Source organism: Curtobacterium sp. AB451 (genome assembly GCF_050585845.1).
Lineage (GTDB): Bacteria > Actinomycetota > Actinomycetes > Actinomycetales > Microbacteriaceae > Curtobacterium.
On the sequence record NZ_JBOBQG010000001.1, the window covers coordinates 453308 to 470127 of the forward strand.

A 16820-nucleotide genomic window follows, 5' to 3' on the forward strand; every position below is an offset into this window, starting at 1 on the left:
TTGCGATCACGTCCTTGCCAGAGTCAACACTACCGCTTATGTTGGGCGCGGCAACATTTTGTTTCGACGACGAACGGTGACCACCATGGCAACGACGCCCACCCGTGCAGACAAGTTCTCCTTCGGTCTCTGGACCATCGGCTACAACGGCTCCGACCCCTTCGGCGGCCCGACCCGCCCCGCACTCGACGTGGTCGAGGCGGTCGAGAAGCTCGACGAGCTCGGCGCCTACGGCCTGACCTTCCACGACGACGACCTCTTCGCGTTCGGCTCGACCGACGCCGAGCGGCAGACCCAGATCGACCGCCTCAAGGGCGCGCTCGACGCCACCGGCATCCAGGTGCCGATGGTGACGACGAACCTCTTCTCGGCCCCGGTCTTCAAGGACGGCGGGTTCACCTCGAACGACCGCCAGGTGCGCCGCTTCGCGCTCCGCAAGGTCCTGCGCAACATCGACCTCGCCGCCGAGCTCGGCGCGTCGACGTTCGTGATGTGGGGCGGCCGCGAGGGCGCCGAGTACGACAGCGCGAAGGACGTGCAGGCCGCGCTCGAGCGCTACCGCGAGGCCGTCAACCTGCTCGCCCAGTACGTCACCGACAAGGGCTACGGCATCCGGTTCGCGATCGAGCCGAAGCCGAACGAACCCCGCGGCGACATCCTCCTGCCGACCCTCGGTCACGCGATCGCCTTCACCGAGACGCTCGAGCGTCCGGAGCTGTTCGGCATCAACCCCGAGGTCGGCCACGAGCAGATGGCCGGTCTGAACTTCACGGCCGGCATCGCCCAGGCGCTCTACCAGGGCAAGCTCTTCCACATCGACCTCAACGGCCAGCGCGGCATCAAGTACGACCAGGACCTCGTCTTCGGTCACGGCGACCTGCAGAACGCGTTCTCGCTCGTCGACCTGCTCGAGCACGGCGCTCCCCAGGGCGGCCCGGCGTACGACGGCCCCCGCCACTTCGACTACAAGCCGAGCCGCACCGAGGACATCACCGGCGTCTGGGACTCGGCGGCCGCGAACATGCGCATGTACCTCCTGCTCAAGGAGCGGGCACAGGCGTTCCGCGCCGACCCCGAGGTCCAGGCCGCGCTCGAGGCGTCGAAGGTCGGCGAGCTCAGCACCCCGACCCTGAACGACGGCGAGACGTACGACTCGTTCCTCGCGGACCGCTCCGCGTACGAGGACTTCGACGCCGACGCGTACTTCGGCGGCAAGGGCTTCGGCTTCGTGAAGCTGCAGCAGCTCGCCATCGAGCACCTCATGGGCGCTCGTTGAGCTCGCAGCTCGTCGCCGGGGTCGACTCGTCGACCCAGTCCTGCAAGGTCACGATCCGCGACGCTGACACCGGCGCCGTCGTCCGGGAGGGTCGCGCGACCCACCCGGACGGCACGTCCGTCGACCCCCGCCACTGGTGGGACGCGCTCGGCAGCGCGATCGCGGACGCCGGCGGTCTCGACGGCGTCGAGGCGATCGCGGTCGCCGGGCAGCAGCACGGCATGGTCGCGCTCGACGCCGACGGTCGCGTCGTCCGCGACGCGCTGCTCTGGAACGACGTGCGGAGCGCCGACGCGGCCGCGCAGATGGTCGAGGAGCTGGGCCAGGAGGCATGGGTCGCCCGGACGGGTCTGGTGCCGGTGGCGTCGTTCACCGGTACCAAGCTCCGGTGGCTCCGCGACGCGGAGCCCGAGAACGCGGCCCGCGTCGCGGCCGTCGCGCTCCCCCACGACTGGCTGTCGTGGCGGTTGCGCGGGTACGGCCCGGCCGACGAGAGCCCGCTCGGACCGGACCTCGACGCGCTCGCGACCGACGGCTCGGACGCCAGCGGCACGGCCTACTGGGACCCGGTGCGCCGCGAGTACGACGCCGAGCTGTTCGAGCTCGCGCTCGGCCGTGGGCTGCGGGTCGCGGGTGCCACCGACGGCGCTCGGGACGACGACGTCGTGGTGCCGCGGGTCGTCGCGCCCGACGAGGCGATGGGCTCCCTCGGGGTCGACGTGCCGCTCCCCGGCGGTGCGACCGCTCCCTCGGGCCTGATCGTCGGCGCGGGACTCGGCGACAACGCCGGGGCAGCGCTCGGCCTCGGACTCGGTCCGGGTGACGTCGCGGTGTCCCTCGGGACGAGCGGCACGGTCTTCGGCGTCACCGACGCCGAGGTGCGCGACCCGAGCGGGACCGTGGCGGGCTTCGCCGACGGGAGCGGGTCGCGCCTCCCGATCGTCACGACGCTCAACGCGGCCCGCGTGCTCGAGGTGATCGGCGGCCTGCTCGGCGTGGACCACGACGCGCTCGGCGAGCTGGCGCTCCAGGCGCCGGCCGGTGCCGACGGTCTCGTGCTCGTGCCGTACTTCGTCGGCGAGCGCACGCCCAACCGTCCGGACGCGACGGCCTCGCTCGTCGGCATGACGGCGGGGACGACGGACCGGGCGCACCTGGCCCGCGCCGCCGTCGAGGGCATGCTCTGCGCGCTCGCGGACGGCCTCGCGGCCGTCGAGGGGACGGGTGTCGTCGTCGAGCGGCTGCTGCTCATCGGCGGTGCGGCCCGCAACGAGGCCGTGCGCGTCGTCGCGGCGCAGGTGTTCGGCCGGGACGTCCTCGTGCCGGAGCCGGGCGAGTACGTGGCGGCCGGCGCGGCGAAGCAGGCCGCGTGGGTGCTGACCGGGACCCTGCCCGCGTGGGACACCGCCACGACGGTCGTCGCCGCGGATCCGCACCCCGAGGTGCTCGAGCAGTACCGGGCCGCCGCACACTGAGCGGCCCGCCGTCCGTCAGTTCGTCCGTTCGTCCGTTCGTCCGTTCGTTCGCGGACACACCAGCCCCCGACGCCGTCCACGACGGTGTCGGGGGCACCATCGTCCCCGGAGGAGACCACATGCCGTTCACCGACCTGCCACTCGACGCCCTGCGCGCGCACCGCTCGGACGCCCGCCGTCCCGACGACTTCGACGCCTTCTGGGCCGACACGATCGCTGCGTCCCGGGCCGCCGGCGCGGGCACCGACCCCGTCCTCGTCCCGGCGGACACACCCGTCACCGGCCTCGTGGTCGAGGACCTCACCTTCCCGGGCTTCGCGGGCGACCCCGTGCGCGCATGGGTCGCTCGGCCGCTCGCCGCCGAGGAGCCGCTGCCCGTCGTCGTCGAGTTCCTCGGCTACAACGGCGGTCGCGGGCTGCCCGGCGAGCGGGTCTCGTGGGCCCTCGCGGGGTACGTGCACGTCGTGATGGACACGCGCGGCCAGGGCAGCGGGTGGGGCTCCGGCGGCGACACCCCCGATCCGCACGGCTCCGGCCCGCACGTCGGCGGCTGGATGACGAGCGGGATCGGCTCCCCCGCCGACCACTACTACCGCCGCGTGTACACCGACGCCGTCCGCCTGGTCGACGCCGTCCGGACGCTCCCCGGGGTCGACCCGGCACGCATCGCCCTGACCGGCGGGAGCCAGGGCGGCGGGATCACCATCGCCGCGGCCGCGCTCGTCGAGGCGCACGTCGGACCGATCACCGCGCTGCTGCCCGACGTCGCCTTCCTCTGCGACTGGGAGGGTGGGACCGCGGTCGCCGTCGGTGGCCCGTACCTCGAGCTCGCGACCTACCTGTCGGTGCACCGCGACCAGGTCGACACCGTGTGGCGCACCGCCGCGTACTTCGACGGGGTGCACTTCGCCGCGGGCATCACGGCGCCGGCCCTGTTCTCCGTCGCGCTCATGGACGACGTCGTGCCGCCGCGGACGACGTTCGCGGCCTACAACGCGCTCGGCTCGACCGACACGGCGATCGAGGTCTACCCGTACAACGGCCACGAGGGCGGCGGGTTCGCGCACTGGGAACGCCAGGTGGCGTTCCTGCGCGCCCGCGACTGACCGGGCACCCGGGTCAGTACCAGCGTCGGACGAACTGCTCCAGCACGTTCTTGACGACCTGGACCGGGCCGGGCGCCGGGTCCCCGCTGTCGCGGCCGATCCGTCGAAGCAGGTCGGCCTGGGCGTCCTCGTACTCGGCGACCTCGTCGGCGGAGTAGTCCGACGGCGGGACCGTGCGGATCGTGCTCACCGTCTCGAGGCGCTCGAGTCCCCACCGGAAGCCGACCGGCTCCGGACCGGCGTCGATCAGGGCGACGATGGCCGCGTCGGACGAGGTCCCGCCGGGGTCGGCGGCGGCCGAGATGAAGTCGACCAGGCCGCGGAGCGCCGGCTCCGAGCCGCCGGTGCGCTGGTGCACGCGTCGCGCTCGAGCACAGAGGTCGTAGAGGAGTCCGTCGTCCACGCACCGAGCGTGGCACACCGAGGCGCCCGGACGCCACCAGGACTGGGTACTCCCGTCCCGCGGCCGACGCTCGTAGGCTCGGGGGCCGTGACCGACACCGCCCCCGGACTGCACACTCCCGCCGCCGATGCCGCACCGTCCGCGCTCGCCCCGCTGAGCCTGCTGGCCGTCGTGGCCATCGCCCTCGCGTTCGTCGCCCCGATCGGTGGCGTCGTGGTCGGCTGCATCGCCCGTCGCGAGGTCCGGCGCACCGGGGAGCGCGGCGACGGCCTCGCCTTCGCGGCCGTGCTGATCGGGGCGACCCTGACGCTGGCGACGGTCGTGGTGCCCGCGGCGATCGCTGCGTCGGGCTTCCTCGGACTGGGTGTGCCGTTCGGGCTCGGCCTGACCGCTGGCCTGGGGTCCTGACCGTCAGCCGCCGACGAGCGACGTGACCGCGTCCACCACGACCTGCCGACGGCGCGCCGGCACGACCGCGCGGGTCAGCGCCTCGGACTCGGGACCCGCCTCGCTCCAGAAGGCCGCGAGGTGCAGCACCAGGCCGAGCAGGACGGCCGGCCGGTAGCTGCGCGGCAGGACGCCGGCTCGTTGCGCCCGCTCGACCTCGGCCACCATCGCGGTCTGCCGTTCGAGGACCGCGTCGAGCGCCACCGCCGAGGCCCGGTCGAGCCGGTGCCAGGTCGTCAGCCGCTGGGCCCACGGCCGCTCGGCCCAGGCGTCGTGCAACCGGCCGGCGAACCCCGGGAGGTCGTCCGTGTCGAGCGGGACCCGCTCGAACGTCTCGGCGACGGTCTGTTCGACGAGGGCGTCGAACAGCCCCTCCTTGCTGCCGAAGTAGTGGAAGACCTGGGCCTTGTTGCTCGAGGCGGCCGCGGCGATCCGTTCGACCTTGCCGCCGACGAGCCCCGACGCGGCGAACTCGTCGCGCGCGGCGAGCAGGAGTCGTGCACGGACGGCGTCGGCGGCTGGGGGCGTGAACGGTGCCATGCCGTCCACCGTACCGATCCCGACGACGGGCACGGCCGCGGGTCACCAGCGCGCCGGATCGGTCCGCCGGTCAGGACGGCGCCACCGTGACGAACAGGTACCCGGCGAGCGCGACCGAGCAGCACGCGATCGCGACCCGGAGGACGCCGTGCGGCACCCGCCGGGCGACGGTCGGTCCGATGAGCCCACCGATCACCGCCCCCGCACCGAGCGCGACGGCGGCGGACCACACGACGTGCCCGGACACCGCGAACACGACGGCGGGCAGGAGGTCCGCAGCGAGGAGCAGCACGTTCTTGACGGCGTTCGCCCGGTGCAACGACGGCGACCCGGTGAGCAGGAGCACGGCGATCATGAGCACACCGGACCCCGCGCCGAAGTAGCCGTTGTAGACGCCGACCCCGGCGATCCCGGCCGACGCAGCACCGGTGGACCGAGCACGGGCGTCGGCGGTCGTCCGTGCACGACGACGGTCGAGGAGCGGCTGCAGCAGGAGGAGCAGTCCCCCGGCGAGGACGAGGAACGGGACGATGCGGTCGAAGAGGTGCGCCGGCGTGACGACCAGGAGCACCGCGCCCGCGAGCGAGGCGACGACGGTCGTCGGCATCCAGCGACGCACGACCGCCGGATCGGCACGCACCTCGTGCCGGGCGCGGAACGCGGAGCTCGCACCGCTGCCGATGAGCGCGACGGAGTTCGTGACGTTGGCGGCGAGCGGCGGGATCCCGACGGCGAGCAGCGCCGGGTAGGCGACGAGCGAGGTGATCCCACCGGCGGTGCCGATCACCCCGGCCACCACGCCCGCGACGACGAAGATCCCGACGGTCAGCACGCTCCATGCTGTCACGACGCGGCGGCCCGGGGCGCGATCGGTCGCTGCAGGGCCCCCGATCGCCTGCCGTCGCGAGCACGCCGCCGATCGTCGGGGAACCGGTCCGGGCGGGGCCGTCAGGCCGCGGGGGCGACGGGTCCCTCGTAGCGGACCGCGAGCAGGGTCACGTCGTCCTCGTGGTCGACCGACCCGCCGAGCTCCTGGACCGCGGCCACGAGTTCGTCCGGGTCGCGGTGGGTACGGAGGAAGTCGCGGAACCGCTCCGGGGCGTCGAGGTCGCCGCCGAACAGGTCCAGCACTCCGTCGCTGACGCTCACCACGACGTCACCGGGGCCGAGCACCGTCCGCCGCGGGGCCCACTCGGTGCCGACGCCGATCGGCAGGTCGTCGGAGCGGAGCCACTCGTCGTCGCCGTCGGCGCGGAGGAGCACGGACAGCCCGTGACCGGCGTCGACCCAGTGGGTCGTCCCGTCGCGGGCGATCTGGAAGTGGAAGCAGGTCGTGAACTGGTCGGCGCCCGGGCCGGACCGCATCCCCTCGGCCGCCGACCCGATCGAGGCCTCCGGAGCGCCGGGGCTCGACGCCGTCCGCACGAGGGACCGCACCACGGCCGCGATCATGCCCGCGGCGACGCCCTTGCCCATCACGTCGCCGAGGGTGAAGGCCGCACCGTGCGCGGTCGGGTACCAGTCGTAGAAGTCGCCGCCGACCGTGCGGGCAGGCAGGCAGATCCCCCGCGTCGTGAGCTCGACCGGGATGTCGTCGTGGGAGTCGGGCAGCAGGGACCGCTGCACGAGGGCGGCCTCACTGATCTCGCTCTCCGCCTGCCGTCGGCGCTGCTGGGCGAACCGGAGTCGCAGGTCGGCCTGCCGTGCGAGCTCGTTCGTGACGCCGGCGACCGCCGCGAACACCAGGATCACGAAGACCAGGCGCACCATCTCGCTCGCGATCAGGTCGTCCGGGTCGAGCACGATCGGCACGGCGAACGTGATGACCGTGCCGACGAGCGGGTAGACGATGTGCTGTCGACCTGGCTTCGCCGCGATCCACACCAGCGGCAGCAGGACGGCGGCGAGGAACGGCGACCGGGCGTCCCCGGTGCCGAAGCGCAGCAGGCCGATCGCGATGAAGTCGACCGCCGGGACCAGCAGCTCGGCGCGCGCCAGACCCGGCCGCCACACCATGAGGGCGGCGAACCCGAGCCCGGCCAGGGCGAGCACGACGCCGCCCCAGACGCTGGCGGCGTCGGTGACCGCGAGGACCGGGACGACGGCGCTGCTGACGGCGGCCACGATCGTGAGCCCGGCGATCACCGCCTGGTTCACGAGCGGGGCGGACCGGGCGAGGCGCCACCGGGCGACCGGAGCTGCCCGCGGGGCGGTGGCGGCCTCGGGCACGCTGATCCGTGCGATGACCGGGCCGAGCGTGTACTGGGTCATGACTCGTTCACCGTACCGTCGCCACCGGGATCCGGCCGCGCCGTGGACCTCGGCGCGCCACCGGACGCCGGGTGGTGCCCCCTTCGCACCAGCCGGCGTCGTGCCGGGTCCCGACACGCTGGTCGTGTCCCGGCGCAGCCGCCGTCAGCAGCGCTCCCAGGTGACGGTGCGCCGGTCGGACGCCCGGACCTCGCGGACCGGACCGGTGACGCGGACCACCGCGCGCCGGGTGGCGGAGCCGGGGACGGGCGGTGGACCGGAGCGGTCGCCCGCCGCGACGATCCCGTCCGCGCGCACCGTGCCTCCCGGCTCCGACGCCGCCGCGTGCGACGCGACCCACACCTGCACGTCCCCGGGCTCGACCACCTTGCGGAGGGCCCGGTCGGTGAAGGCGAAGCGCTGGACGGGCACGCTCCAGCGGAGCCGTGCGGTCTCCCCCGGTGCCAGCGCGACCCGCGCGTAGCCGAGGAGCTGCACGACCGGGCGGGTGACGCTCGCGTGCACGTCGTGGCCGTAGAGCTGCACCACGTCCTCGCCCGCGCGCTCCCCGGTGTTCCGGACGGTCACCCAGACGTCGAAGGCGTCCGCGCTGGACACGCTCGGGTCGACGACGAGGTCCTCGTGGGCGAACGACGTGTAGGAGAGCCCGAACCCGAACGGTCGGACGGGGGTCGAGTCGGTCGCGGTCACGTCCGACGGCCCACCGAGGCGCGGGTGCAGGTACGTGTACGGCTGCGCCCCGGCCGCCCGCGGCAGCGAGACCGGCAGCCGACCGGACGGTGCGGCGACCCCGGTGAGGAGGTCCGCGATCGCGGATCCGCCGCCCTCGCCCGGGAAGAACGCCTGCACGACGGCGGCCGGTCGACGTCCGACGGCGCCGGTGTGGTCCGGCACGCCGTCGAGCGCCCAGCCGATCGCGTACGGCCGACCGGTCAGCAGCACCACGACGGTCGGGGTGCCGGTGGCGACGACGGCCTCGACGAGGCCGCGCTGGACACCGGGCAGGTCGAGCGACTCGGTGTCGTTGCCCTCGCCGACGGTGCCGCGGCCGAACAGCCCCGCCTGGTCGCCGACCACGACGACCGCCACGTCGGACCGCTCCGCGACCGCCACCGCGTCGGCGAACCCGGACCGGTCGTCGCCCGTCACGGCGCAGCCCGCGGCGAAGCGGACGGCGTCGCTGCCGAGGGCGTCGGTCAGGGCCTCGCGGACGGTCGGGATGGCGAACCCGAGCGGCAGGTCGGGGTGGGCCGCGAGCACGTGGTTGGCGAAGGAGTAGCAGCCCTGCAGCGCCTCGGCCCGGTCGGCGTTCGGGCCGATCAGGGCGAGCGAGGCACCCGGCCGGAGGGGAAGGACCGGGGCGTCGCTGCCGTCCACGGACCCGTTCGACAGCAGGACGAGCGACTTCGCGGCGAGCTCCGTCGCGAGTGCCCGGTGCCGGGGCGTGTCGAGGTCGATCCGGGTCGGCGGCTCGTCGTCGAACGCGTCGGGGTCGAGCAGTCCGAGCCGCTCCTTCTGGCGCAGCACGCGGAGCACCGCCCGGTCGACGAGCGCCTCGTCCACCTCGCCGGCCCGCACGCGGTCGACCAGCGGTTGCAGGTAGGCGTCACCGGACGGGAGCTCGACGTCGATCCCCGCGGTGAGGGCCATCGCGGCCGCCTCGCCACGGTCGGCGGCGATGCCGTGCATGACCTCGAGGAAGGCGACCGAGAAGTAGTCGGCCACCACCGTGCCGTCGAAGCCGAGACGGTCGCGGAGCAGGTCGGTGAGCAGTTCGCCGTTCGCCGCGACCGGGACGCCGTCGACCTCGGCGTACGAGTTCATGACGCTCCGGGCGCCGCCGTCGCGCAGCGCCATCTCGAACGGCGGCAGGAAGACGTCGGCGACCTCGCGCGGGCCGGCGTGCACCGGGGCGTGGTTCCGGCCGGCCTGCGACGCGGAGTACCCGAGGAAGTGCTTGAGCGTCGCGTCCACACCGGCGCGCTGGAGTCCGCGGACGTACGCCGTACCGATCGTCCCGACGAGGTACGGGTCCTCGCCGATGCACTCGTCGACCCGCCCCCACCGCGGATCGCGGATGACGTCGAGCACCGGGGCGAGGCCCTGGTGCACGCCGAGCTGGCGCATCGAGTCGCCGATCGCCTCGCCGACCTGGTCGACGAGGTCCGGGTCGAACGCGGCACCCCACGCCAGCGGGGTCGGGAACGTGGCGGCTTTCCACGCGGCGAGCCCGGTGAGGCACTCCTCGTGCACGAGCGCCGGGATCCCGAGTCGCGTCTCCCGCTTGAGCCGGCGCTGCTCGGCCCAGAGCCAGGCGGCGCGCTCGTCGGGTTCGACCGGCCGGGTGCCGTACACCCGGGTGAACTGCCCGAGACCGTGTCGGGTGATGTCCGCGAGCGTCCGGCCGCCGTCGGCGTCCTGGTCGCCGGCCATCTCGCCCTGCATCGGGGCGACGAGGCCGTTCTGGTCGAGCCAGTAGCCGACGAGCTGGGCGGTCTTCTCCTCGAGCGTCATCGCGGCGAGCAGGGTGGTCGCTCGGTCGGCGGCGGCCCCGTCCGCCAGCTCGGTGCGTTCGGACTGGAGGCGCGGTGCAGGACCGCCCCGCGCCTCCCGTCCGTCACCGGTCGCGCTGGTGACGTGCTCCTGCGTCGCGGGGCGCGCCTCCTGGCCGTCCGTGGTCTCGGCCGTCGGGCCGAGCGTGCTCACCCCTTCACCGCCCCGGTCAGACCGCCGACGATGCGCTTCTGGAAGACCGCGAAGAACACGAGCGCGGGGATCATCGACAGCGACGTGAACGCGAGCACCCGGGCGGTGTCGACCGAGTACTGCGACGAGAACGCCTGGACCCCGAGCGGCAGCGTGTACGCCGATGCGTCGTTGAGGATGAACAGCGGGAGGATGTAGCTGTTCCAGCTGCCGATGAACGCCAGGATGCCGACCGTCACGACACCGGGCAGCGACAGCGGGACGACCATCCGGAAGAAGAACCCGAGCCGGCTGGCCCCGTCGATCGACGCCGCCTCCTCGAGTTCGTCGGGGATCGCGCGGAGGAACGGCACGAGGATGATCACCGTCGTGGGCAGGGCGAAGGCGATCTGCGGCAGGATCACCCCGGCCAGGCTGTTGGTCAGCCCGAGGTCCTTCACGAGCAGGTAGAGCGGGGTGATCGCGACGGTGATCGGGAACATCAGGCCGGCGGCGAAGAGCGAGTAGAGCGCGTCGCGCCCCCGGAACCGGTAGCGGGCGATGACGAAGCTCGCCATCAGTCCGAGCACGACGACACCGACGGTGGTGGTGACGCCCGCGATGACGGAGTTGCCGAGCTGCTGCCAGAACACGCCGCTCGACAGCACGGACAGGTAGTTGTCGACCTGCCACGGGCTGGGGAGTCCCGCCGGGCTCGCGGTGATCTGCGAGTTGCTGCGGAACCCGCCGAGCACGATGTACAGGACCGGCCCGACGCAGACCGCGATGAAGAGCAGCGCGATGAAGTACGTGCCGAGGTTGCGCTCGCGCCGGACGGGCCCGGTGTCGCGGGGTCGACGCTTCGGTGCGACGAGGGAGGCGGTGGCGGTCATCGGTCGGCCTTCTCGGTCAGGGCGGTGGCGGTCATCGGTCGGCCTTCTCGGTCAGGGCGCCGGCGGTGTCGCGGCGCAGGACGAACCGCTGGTAGACCAGGGCGATCACCAGCGAGATGAGGAAGATGACCACGGCGACGGCGTTGCCGTACCCGTAGTTGCCGGAGAGGCGGCCGTTGGCGACCATGTACGTCGCCATCGTCGAGGTGCCGGCCGTCGAGGCGATGTACTGCCCCCAGATGATGTAGACGAGGTCGAACAGCTGGAGCGACCCGATGATCGACAGGAACGCCCAGATGCGCACGGTCGGGCCGAGGAGCGGCAGCGTGATGCGCCGCTGGATCTGCCAGTAGCTCGCGCCGTCGAGCTGCGCGGCCTCGAACAGTTCCTCGGGGATGCTCTGCAGTCCGGCGAGGAAGAGGATCACCGCGAAGCCGATGTACTTCCACGAGATGATCGCGAGCAGCGTCCAGATCGCGATGTCGGGGTTCGACAGCCAGTCGGCGCGGAGCGCACCGAGCCCGACGGTCTGGAGCAGGTCGTTCACGGCGCCGCTCGACTGGAGCATGAGGCTCCACCCGGTGCCGACGATGACCTCGGAGATGACGTAGGGCAGGAAGATGAGGACGCGGATCAGGCCACGTCCGCGGATGCGCTGGTTGAGGAGCAGCGCGAGGACGATCGCGATCGGGCCCTGCACGAGGAGCGACCCGACGACGATGATCAGGTTGTGCCAGAGCACGCCCCGGAACGCGGCGTCGGTGAAGATCACCGCGTAGTTCTGCAGGCCGACGAAGTCGGTGGGGGTGCCGTAGCCCTGCCAGCGGTAGAAGCCGTAGTAGGCCGCGAGCACGACGGGCAGGATGACGAACCCGACGAACATGATGGTCGCGGGGCCCGCGAGGACGGCGATCTCGACCCGGGTGCGGACGTCGGTCCCCTTGCGGACCCGGCGGACCGGGGCCGACGGCGAACCGTCGGCCCCGCCCGTGCGACGCCCCGTCCCGGACCGGGCCTCCTCGGGACGAGCCGAGGAGGCGCTGGTGACGGAGGTGGTCATGGGTGTCAGCCCTTCGCCGCGGCCTGGTTGACGGTGGAGATGATGTCGTCGACGGACCCCTTGCCCGCGAGCAGGTTGACCACGCTCGTGTTGAGCGCGTTGCCGACGTTCTGGCCGTAGACCGTGTCGAGGTAGTTCGACACGAACGGGGCCTTGTTGTACGACTCGAGCACGGTCTTCAGGTACGGCTCGGTGACGACCGACTGCGCCGACTCGTTCGCCGGGATCGCGTTGAAGGCCTTGTAGTAGGCCTCCTGCACGGGCTTCTCGGTCATGTAGTTGAGGAAGTCGGTGCACGCCTGCTTCGGAGCCTTGGCCGAGCAGGAGTACCCGTCGACCGCGCCCATCATCGAACCGGGTGCGCCCTTGCCGCCGGAGACCTCCGGGAAGGGGAAGAAGCCGAGGTCGGCGAGCGGCTTGCCGTCCGGGGTGAGCGACGAGATCACGCCCGGGTCCCACGCCCCCATGAGCTCCATCGCAGCCTTGTGGTTCGCGACCAGGCCGGCCGAGCTGCCGGCGCCCTGCTGCGCAGCGGTGGTCAGGTAGCCGTCGTTGAACGGCTTCGTGTCGAAGAACGCCTTGGTGTCCTTGCCCGCCTGGGTCCAGCAGGAGTTCGTGAACTTCAGGTCCTGCGCGGTCTTGACGAGGGTCTTCTCGCTGCAGGCGCGGAGCGCGAAGTTGTAGTACCAGTGCGCGGCCGGCCAGGCGTCCTTCGCACCGACGGCGACCGGCTGGATGCCTTTGTCCTTGAGCTTCTGGATGTCGTCGTTCAGCTCGTCCATCGTGGTCGGCGTGCCCTCGATGCCGGCCTGCTCGAAGAGGTCCTGGCTGTACCAGATCCCCTCCGGGTTGACGTCGACCGGCATGGCCCAGGTCTTGCCGTCCTGCTTGTACCCGCCGAAGGCACCGTCGCTGATCTCGCTCTTCGCCGTCTTCCCGATCGAGTCGGAGATGTCCATCAGCTGGCCGGCGTTCACCATCGCCGACATCTTGCCGCCGCCGCGCTGCAGGAAGACGTCGGGTGCGGACCCCGAGTTGAGGGCGGTCTGGAGCTTGCCGTCCAGGTCCTCGTTCTGGATGGCCTGGATCTTGATGGTGACGTTCGGGTTCTTCGCCTCGAAGTCCTTGACGGTCTTCTCCCAGAACGCCTTGCCGGGACCGGTGGTCGAGTTGTGCCAGAAGGTCATCGAGACCTTCCCGCCGTCGCCGCCGGCCGCGTCGCTGCCGGATGAGCAGCCCGCGGCCACCAGTGCGGTCGCCCCGATCAGCGCGATGGCTGCCGCGGCACGGATCTTCCTCGTCATCGTGGATCTCCTGAAGTGTCGTCGTTGACAAACAGCGACATCGACTGCCGCTGCGGAGAGCGTGCCAGCTGCTCGGGACGCTTGTCAATCGATATCGATAACGTTTTCTTTACCGATTCGGCGCGGGGTCAGCGGTACGGTGTGCACATGGACACGGCCCTCGGCATGCGTCCCGGAGCCGGCCGGGTCACCATCGCGGACGTCGCACGTGCCGCCGGGGTGTCCATCCCGACCGTGTCGAAGGTCATCAACCAGCGCGACGGCGTGGCCGCTGCGACGATCCTGCGGGTGCAGGAGGTGGTCGAGCAGCTCGGCTACGAGACCTCGCTCGTCGCTCGGAGCCTCCGCAGCTCGCGGACGAACGTCATCGGGATCCTCGTCACCGAGTTCGAACCGTTCTCGACCGAGCTCCTGCGCGGGGTGTCCGGCGCCACCACCGGTACCGGCTACGAGCTGCTCGCCTACGCCGGACTCGTGACCGGTGCCGAGCAGAAGGGCTGGGAACGCCGGTCGCTCTCGCGGTTGTCCGGCACGCTCATCGACGGCGCGATCGTGGTCACGCCGAGCACGGCGCTGTCGAGCTCGTCGATCCCCGTCGTGGCGATCGACCCGCACACCGGCCCCGAGGGGCACGCCACGGTCGACTCGGACAACGAGGCCGGGGCCGTCCAGGCCGTCGAGCACCTCGTCGCGCTCGGACACATCCGGATCGCGCACCTGCGCGGCCGTCCGGACCTGGCGTCGGCACAGCTCCGCGAGGCCGGCTACCGGCGCGCGTTGGCCGCGGCGGGCCTGCCCGTGGACGAGTCGCTCGTCCGCGACGGCGGCTACCAGGAGGACCGCTCGGCCGAGGTCGCCGTCGACCTGCTCGCCGGCGCGGACCGTCCGACCGCGGTGTTCGCGGCCAACGACTCGTCGGCGGTCGGGGTGCTCCGCGCCGCCGCCGAGCTCGGGCTGCAGGTCCCCGACGACCTGTCGGTGGTCGGGTTCGACGACGTGCCGCAGGCCGCCACGACGACGCCGCCGCTGACCACCGTCGCACAGCCCCTCGTCGAGCTCGGCTCGCGGGCGGTCGACATGCTCCTGACGATGCTGCGCGGCGAGCGGGCGTCGGACCACGTCCGGCTGCCGACGACGTTGCGCGTGCGCCGGAGCACCGGCCCGGTGCCCGCCGGTCGCTGAGCCCGGCCTGGCGCTGCCCGGCCCGGCACTACCCGGCCCGGCCCGGCCTGGCCTTGGGCCGTCAGCGCCGTAGGGTCTGCTTCGGGTACTCCCCGAACCGCTCGACGTACGCCGCCGAGAACCGCCCGAGGTGCGCGAACCCCCACCGCCTGGCGACGTCGCCCACGGCGCCGGCGAGCGGGTCGGCGTCGAGCAGCTCCGCCCGCACACGGTCGAGTCGCACCTGCCGCAGGTACGTCAGCGGGGACACGTCGAACACGCGGCGGAAGGACTCCTGCACGGACCGGACGCTCAACCCCGACGCCGCGGACAGGTCGGCGATCGTGACGGGTTCGGCGGCGTGGTCGTGCACGTACTCGACGGCGGCGCGGAGCCGGGCATTGCGCGGCTGCCCGAGCACCCCGGGCAGGTCGTCCACCATCGGCGGGAACAGCTCGAGGAACAGCTCGGCGACGACGACCTTGGCCTGCTGCCACGCCACGGACTCGGTGCCGCCGGCCCGGAGCGACCGGACGAGCGCGGTCAGCGCCCCCTGCCACCGCCGTGCGGCCTCGGGCTCGGGCACGTGCTGGTCGTCGAAGCGGAGCGCGTGGTCGCCGACGGTGCTGCGGGTCGCGGCGACCCGGTGGACGAAGTCGCGGTCGAGGTGCACCATGCGCTGGTCGTGGTCCGTGACGAGGAAGGCGTACTCGTGGTCGGGCGGGAACAGCGCCGGTGCCCCGAGCGGGAGCACGAGCCGTTCGCCGAGCCGTTCGACCTCGGCGGTGCCGGAGCCGATCCAGGTGACGACGTAGTCACCGCCGGCCGGCACCACCCCCGAGAGCGCACCGCGCAGCTGGGACCGCCGAACGGTCAGCTCGGCGTCACCGATCGCCGTGTACCGGTACTCGAACGGCGTCTCGGTCACGCGCGCGACCCACCGCTCGCCGCCGTAGACCGCGCCGAGGTCCCGCGCGGCGTCGGCAGGGAGCTCACCGGACACCTCGAAGCGGACCGTCGCCGGCGTCGGGACCGGTCCGTCGGCGAAGTCGTCCGTCAACGGGTCGGCCACGCGCACCCCCGTCTGACGGATGTCCAGAACCCGCTGTCTCCCTCGTTATCTGGATACGCTGTCCCGGTGAGCGCGGCGTATCGTTGCGCGGAACCGATCCGCACCGAAGGGGCGACCGCGTGAGTGAGATCGACCTGACGGCCGCCATCACCCGGCTCGAGGCCGCGATGGGCGCGCTGCGCGGGCGACTGCGGGTGCGCCTGGACGTCTCCGGCTCGGACCTCACGGTGCTGCAGTACGTCGCCCGCGCGGAAGCCGCCGAGCGGAAGGTCCGGGTGAAGGACCTCGCGTCGCACCTCGGCCTGAGCGGCCCGGCGGTCACGGGCGCCGTCGACCGTCTCGAACGGGCCGGACACCTGTGCCGCGTGCCGAACCCGGACGACGGGCGGAGCCGCTACATCGAGTTGACCCCGGAGACCGAGCGCGCCTACGCGAGTGCGATGGACAGCACCAACGAGCATCTGCACGAGCTGGTGTCCTCCTTCACTGATCGCGAGCGGGCGAAGTACGTCCGGGTCATCGACCGCGTCATCGAGGCGCTCGAGTTCGGCGCCCCGTCCCCGTGACGGCAGCGTACGGGCGGTGGCGGACGCACCCCGAACGTTTGTCCACCAAGCGCAGTTAGGTAACTTCCCTACCTATCTGGCCGGACGGGAGCCAGCGGCGGCCGTAGCGTCTCCGGAGGATGCCCCCGATCGGGGGTACCAGACGACGGGGAGGGAACCATGGGCACGTACGAATCCCAGCAGGGCGTCGATCCGGTGCGCATCGAGACGTTCCGTCGGATGCGCAAGCGCTGGAAGTACGGCGAGCTGCAGGACGGCGCCGGTCTCTACGACGACTTCTTCACCGACACCGCCCGCGACCCGCGCGGCCGCTGACGAACCGACGGGAGGCGCGTAGCGGATCCGCCACGCGCCTCCCGTCTCCTCGCGCTGAGCGACACCGCACGGGTCACGCAGCGCGTGACGTGTCGGTGGGTGCGAAACGGCGGCCGGTGGGCGCGGGACGGGAGGCGCGGTGCGGGGCCGACCCGCGCCTCCCGTCCGCCCGGACGCGGCCCTGCTCCGAGACTCGGCCGCGCGGACACCTTCGTGGCATCGGAGCCGCGAAGGTGTCCGCCCAGG

The 16820-nt window shown here is 72.6% G+C and carries 16 protein-coding genes; 7 read left to right on the forward strand and 9 right to left on the reverse strand.

The annotated features are described in order from the left end of the window. Window positions 1–85 precede the first annotated feature (85 nt). The 3 genes from xylA (at window position 86) to ACQXVK_RS02090 (ending at window position 3857) form a co-directional block, all read left to right on the forward strand. The gene (xylA, locus tag ACQXVK_RS02080) at window positions 86–1276 is read left to right on the forward strand and encodes a xylose isomerase (protein WP_022908177.1); all 1191 of its coding nucleotides are present in this window, start codon (window positions 86–88) and stop codon (window positions 1274–1276) included. After that, window positions 1273–2751: an FGGY family carbohydrate kinase gene (locus ACQXVK_RS02085; protein ID WP_430852512.1), complete on the forward strand. Its 1479-nt coding sequence runs from the start codon at window positions 1273–1275 to the stop codon at window positions 2749–2751. The genes xylA and ACQXVK_RS02085 overlap by 4 nt, the downstream gene beginning before the upstream one ends. Before the next feature lie 119 nt (window positions 2752–2870). Continuing rightward, window positions 2871–3857, forward strand: a complete 987-nt coding sequence (locus tag ACQXVK_RS02090; protein WP_430852513.1) for an acetylxylan esterase — start codon at window positions 2871–2873, stop codon at window positions 3855–3857. Between the two features lie 13 nt (window positions 3858–3870). Here the strand turns inward: ACQXVK_RS02090 and ACQXVK_RS02095 are convergent, their stop codons facing one another. Beyond that, window positions 3871–4260, reverse strand: a complete 390-nt coding sequence (locus ACQXVK_RS02095) for a hypothetical protein (protein WP_430852514.1) — start codon at window positions 4258–4260, stop codon at window positions 3871–3873. A gap of 87 nt (window positions 4261–4347) precedes the next feature. Between ACQXVK_RS02095 and ACQXVK_RS02100 the strand changes: the two genes are divergently transcribed. Then, a complete protein-coding gene (locus tag ACQXVK_RS02100) occupies window positions 4348–4668 on the forward strand; it encodes a DUF4190 domain-containing protein (protein ID WP_430852515.1) in 321 nt (106 codons plus the stop codon). Window positions 4669–4671: 3 nt separating this feature from the next. Here the strand turns inward: ACQXVK_RS02100 and ACQXVK_RS02105 are convergent, their stop codons facing one another. From ACQXVK_RS02105 to ACQXVK_RS02135, 7 genes are all read right to left on the reverse strand, one after another. Further along, window positions 4672–5247 carry a TetR family transcriptional regulator gene (locus ACQXVK_RS02105; RefSeq protein ID WP_430852516.1) on the reverse strand — a complete coding sequence of 192 codons (576 nt, stop codon included), beginning with the start codon at window positions 5245–5247 and terminating at the stop codon, window positions 4672–4674. A 70-nt stretch (window positions 5248–5317) separates the two neighbouring features. Further along, window positions 5318–6079: a sulfite exporter TauE/SafE family protein gene (locus ACQXVK_RS02110; RefSeq protein ID WP_430852517.1), complete on the reverse strand. Its 762-nt coding sequence runs from the start codon at window positions 6077–6079 to the stop codon at window positions 5318–5320. 116 nt (window positions 6080–6195) lie between these two features. Then, window positions 6196–7518, reverse strand: a complete 1323-nt coding sequence (locus ACQXVK_RS02115; RefSeq protein WP_430852518.1) for a PP2C family protein-serine/threonine phosphatase — start codon at window positions 7516–7518, stop codon at window positions 6196–6198. Window positions 7519–7662: 144 nt separating this feature from the next. Further along, window positions 7663–10032: a glycoside hydrolase family 3 N-terminal domain-containing protein gene (locus ACQXVK_RS02120; RefSeq protein ID WP_430852752.1), complete on the reverse strand. Its 2370-nt coding sequence runs from the start codon at window positions 10030–10032 to the stop codon at window positions 7663–7665. 188 nt (window positions 10033–10220) lie between these two features. Beyond that, window positions 10221–11096, reverse strand: a complete 876-nt coding sequence (locus ACQXVK_RS02125; protein ID WP_022906953.1) for a carbohydrate ABC transporter permease — start codon at window positions 11094–11096, stop codon at window positions 10221–10223. Between the two features lie 31 nt (window positions 11097–11127). Further along, entirely contained in the window at window positions 11128–12156 is a 1029-nt protein-coding gene (locus ACQXVK_RS02130) for a carbohydrate ABC transporter permease (RefSeq protein WP_402264801.1), read from the reverse strand. Between the two features lie 5 nt (window positions 12157–12161). Then, window positions 12162–13460, reverse strand: coding sequence for an ABC transporter substrate-binding protein (locus ACQXVK_RS02135; RefSeq protein ID WP_416393612.1), 1299 nt, complete (start codon window positions 13458–13460; stop codon window positions 12162–12164). Between the two features lie 147 nt (window positions 13461–13607). On the opposite strand from ACQXVK_RS02135, the gene ACQXVK_RS02140 reads away from it, so the two are divergent. Then, complete coding sequence (locus ACQXVK_RS02140) at window positions 13608–14642, forward strand: LacI family DNA-binding transcriptional regulator (protein ID WP_430852519.1); 1035 nt, start codon at window positions 13608–13610, stop codon at window positions 14640–14642. Between the two features lie 61 nt (window positions 14643–14703). On the opposite strand, the gene ACQXVK_RS02145 is transcribed toward ACQXVK_RS02140, so the two are convergent. Further along, on the reverse strand, window positions 14704–15693 hold the full coding sequence (locus ACQXVK_RS02145; protein ID WP_430852520.1) for a helix-turn-helix transcriptional regulator: 990 nt from the start codon (window positions 15691–15693) through the stop codon (window positions 14704–14706). A 119-nt stretch (window positions 15694–15812) separates the two neighbouring features. Between ACQXVK_RS02145 and ACQXVK_RS02150 the strand changes: the two genes are divergently transcribed. Both ACQXVK_RS02150 and ACQXVK_RS02155 read left to right on the forward strand, forming a co-directional pair. After that, a complete protein-coding gene (locus tag ACQXVK_RS02150) occupies window positions 15813–16259 on the forward strand; it encodes a MarR family winged helix-turn-helix transcriptional regulator (protein ID WP_022906948.1) in 447 nt (148 codons plus the stop codon). A gap of 159 nt (window positions 16260–16418) precedes the next feature. Beyond that, entirely contained in the window at window positions 16419–16574 is a 156-nt protein-coding gene (locus tag ACQXVK_RS02155) for a hypothetical protein (protein WP_022906947.1), read from the forward strand. Window positions 16575–16820 lie beyond the last annotated feature (246 nt).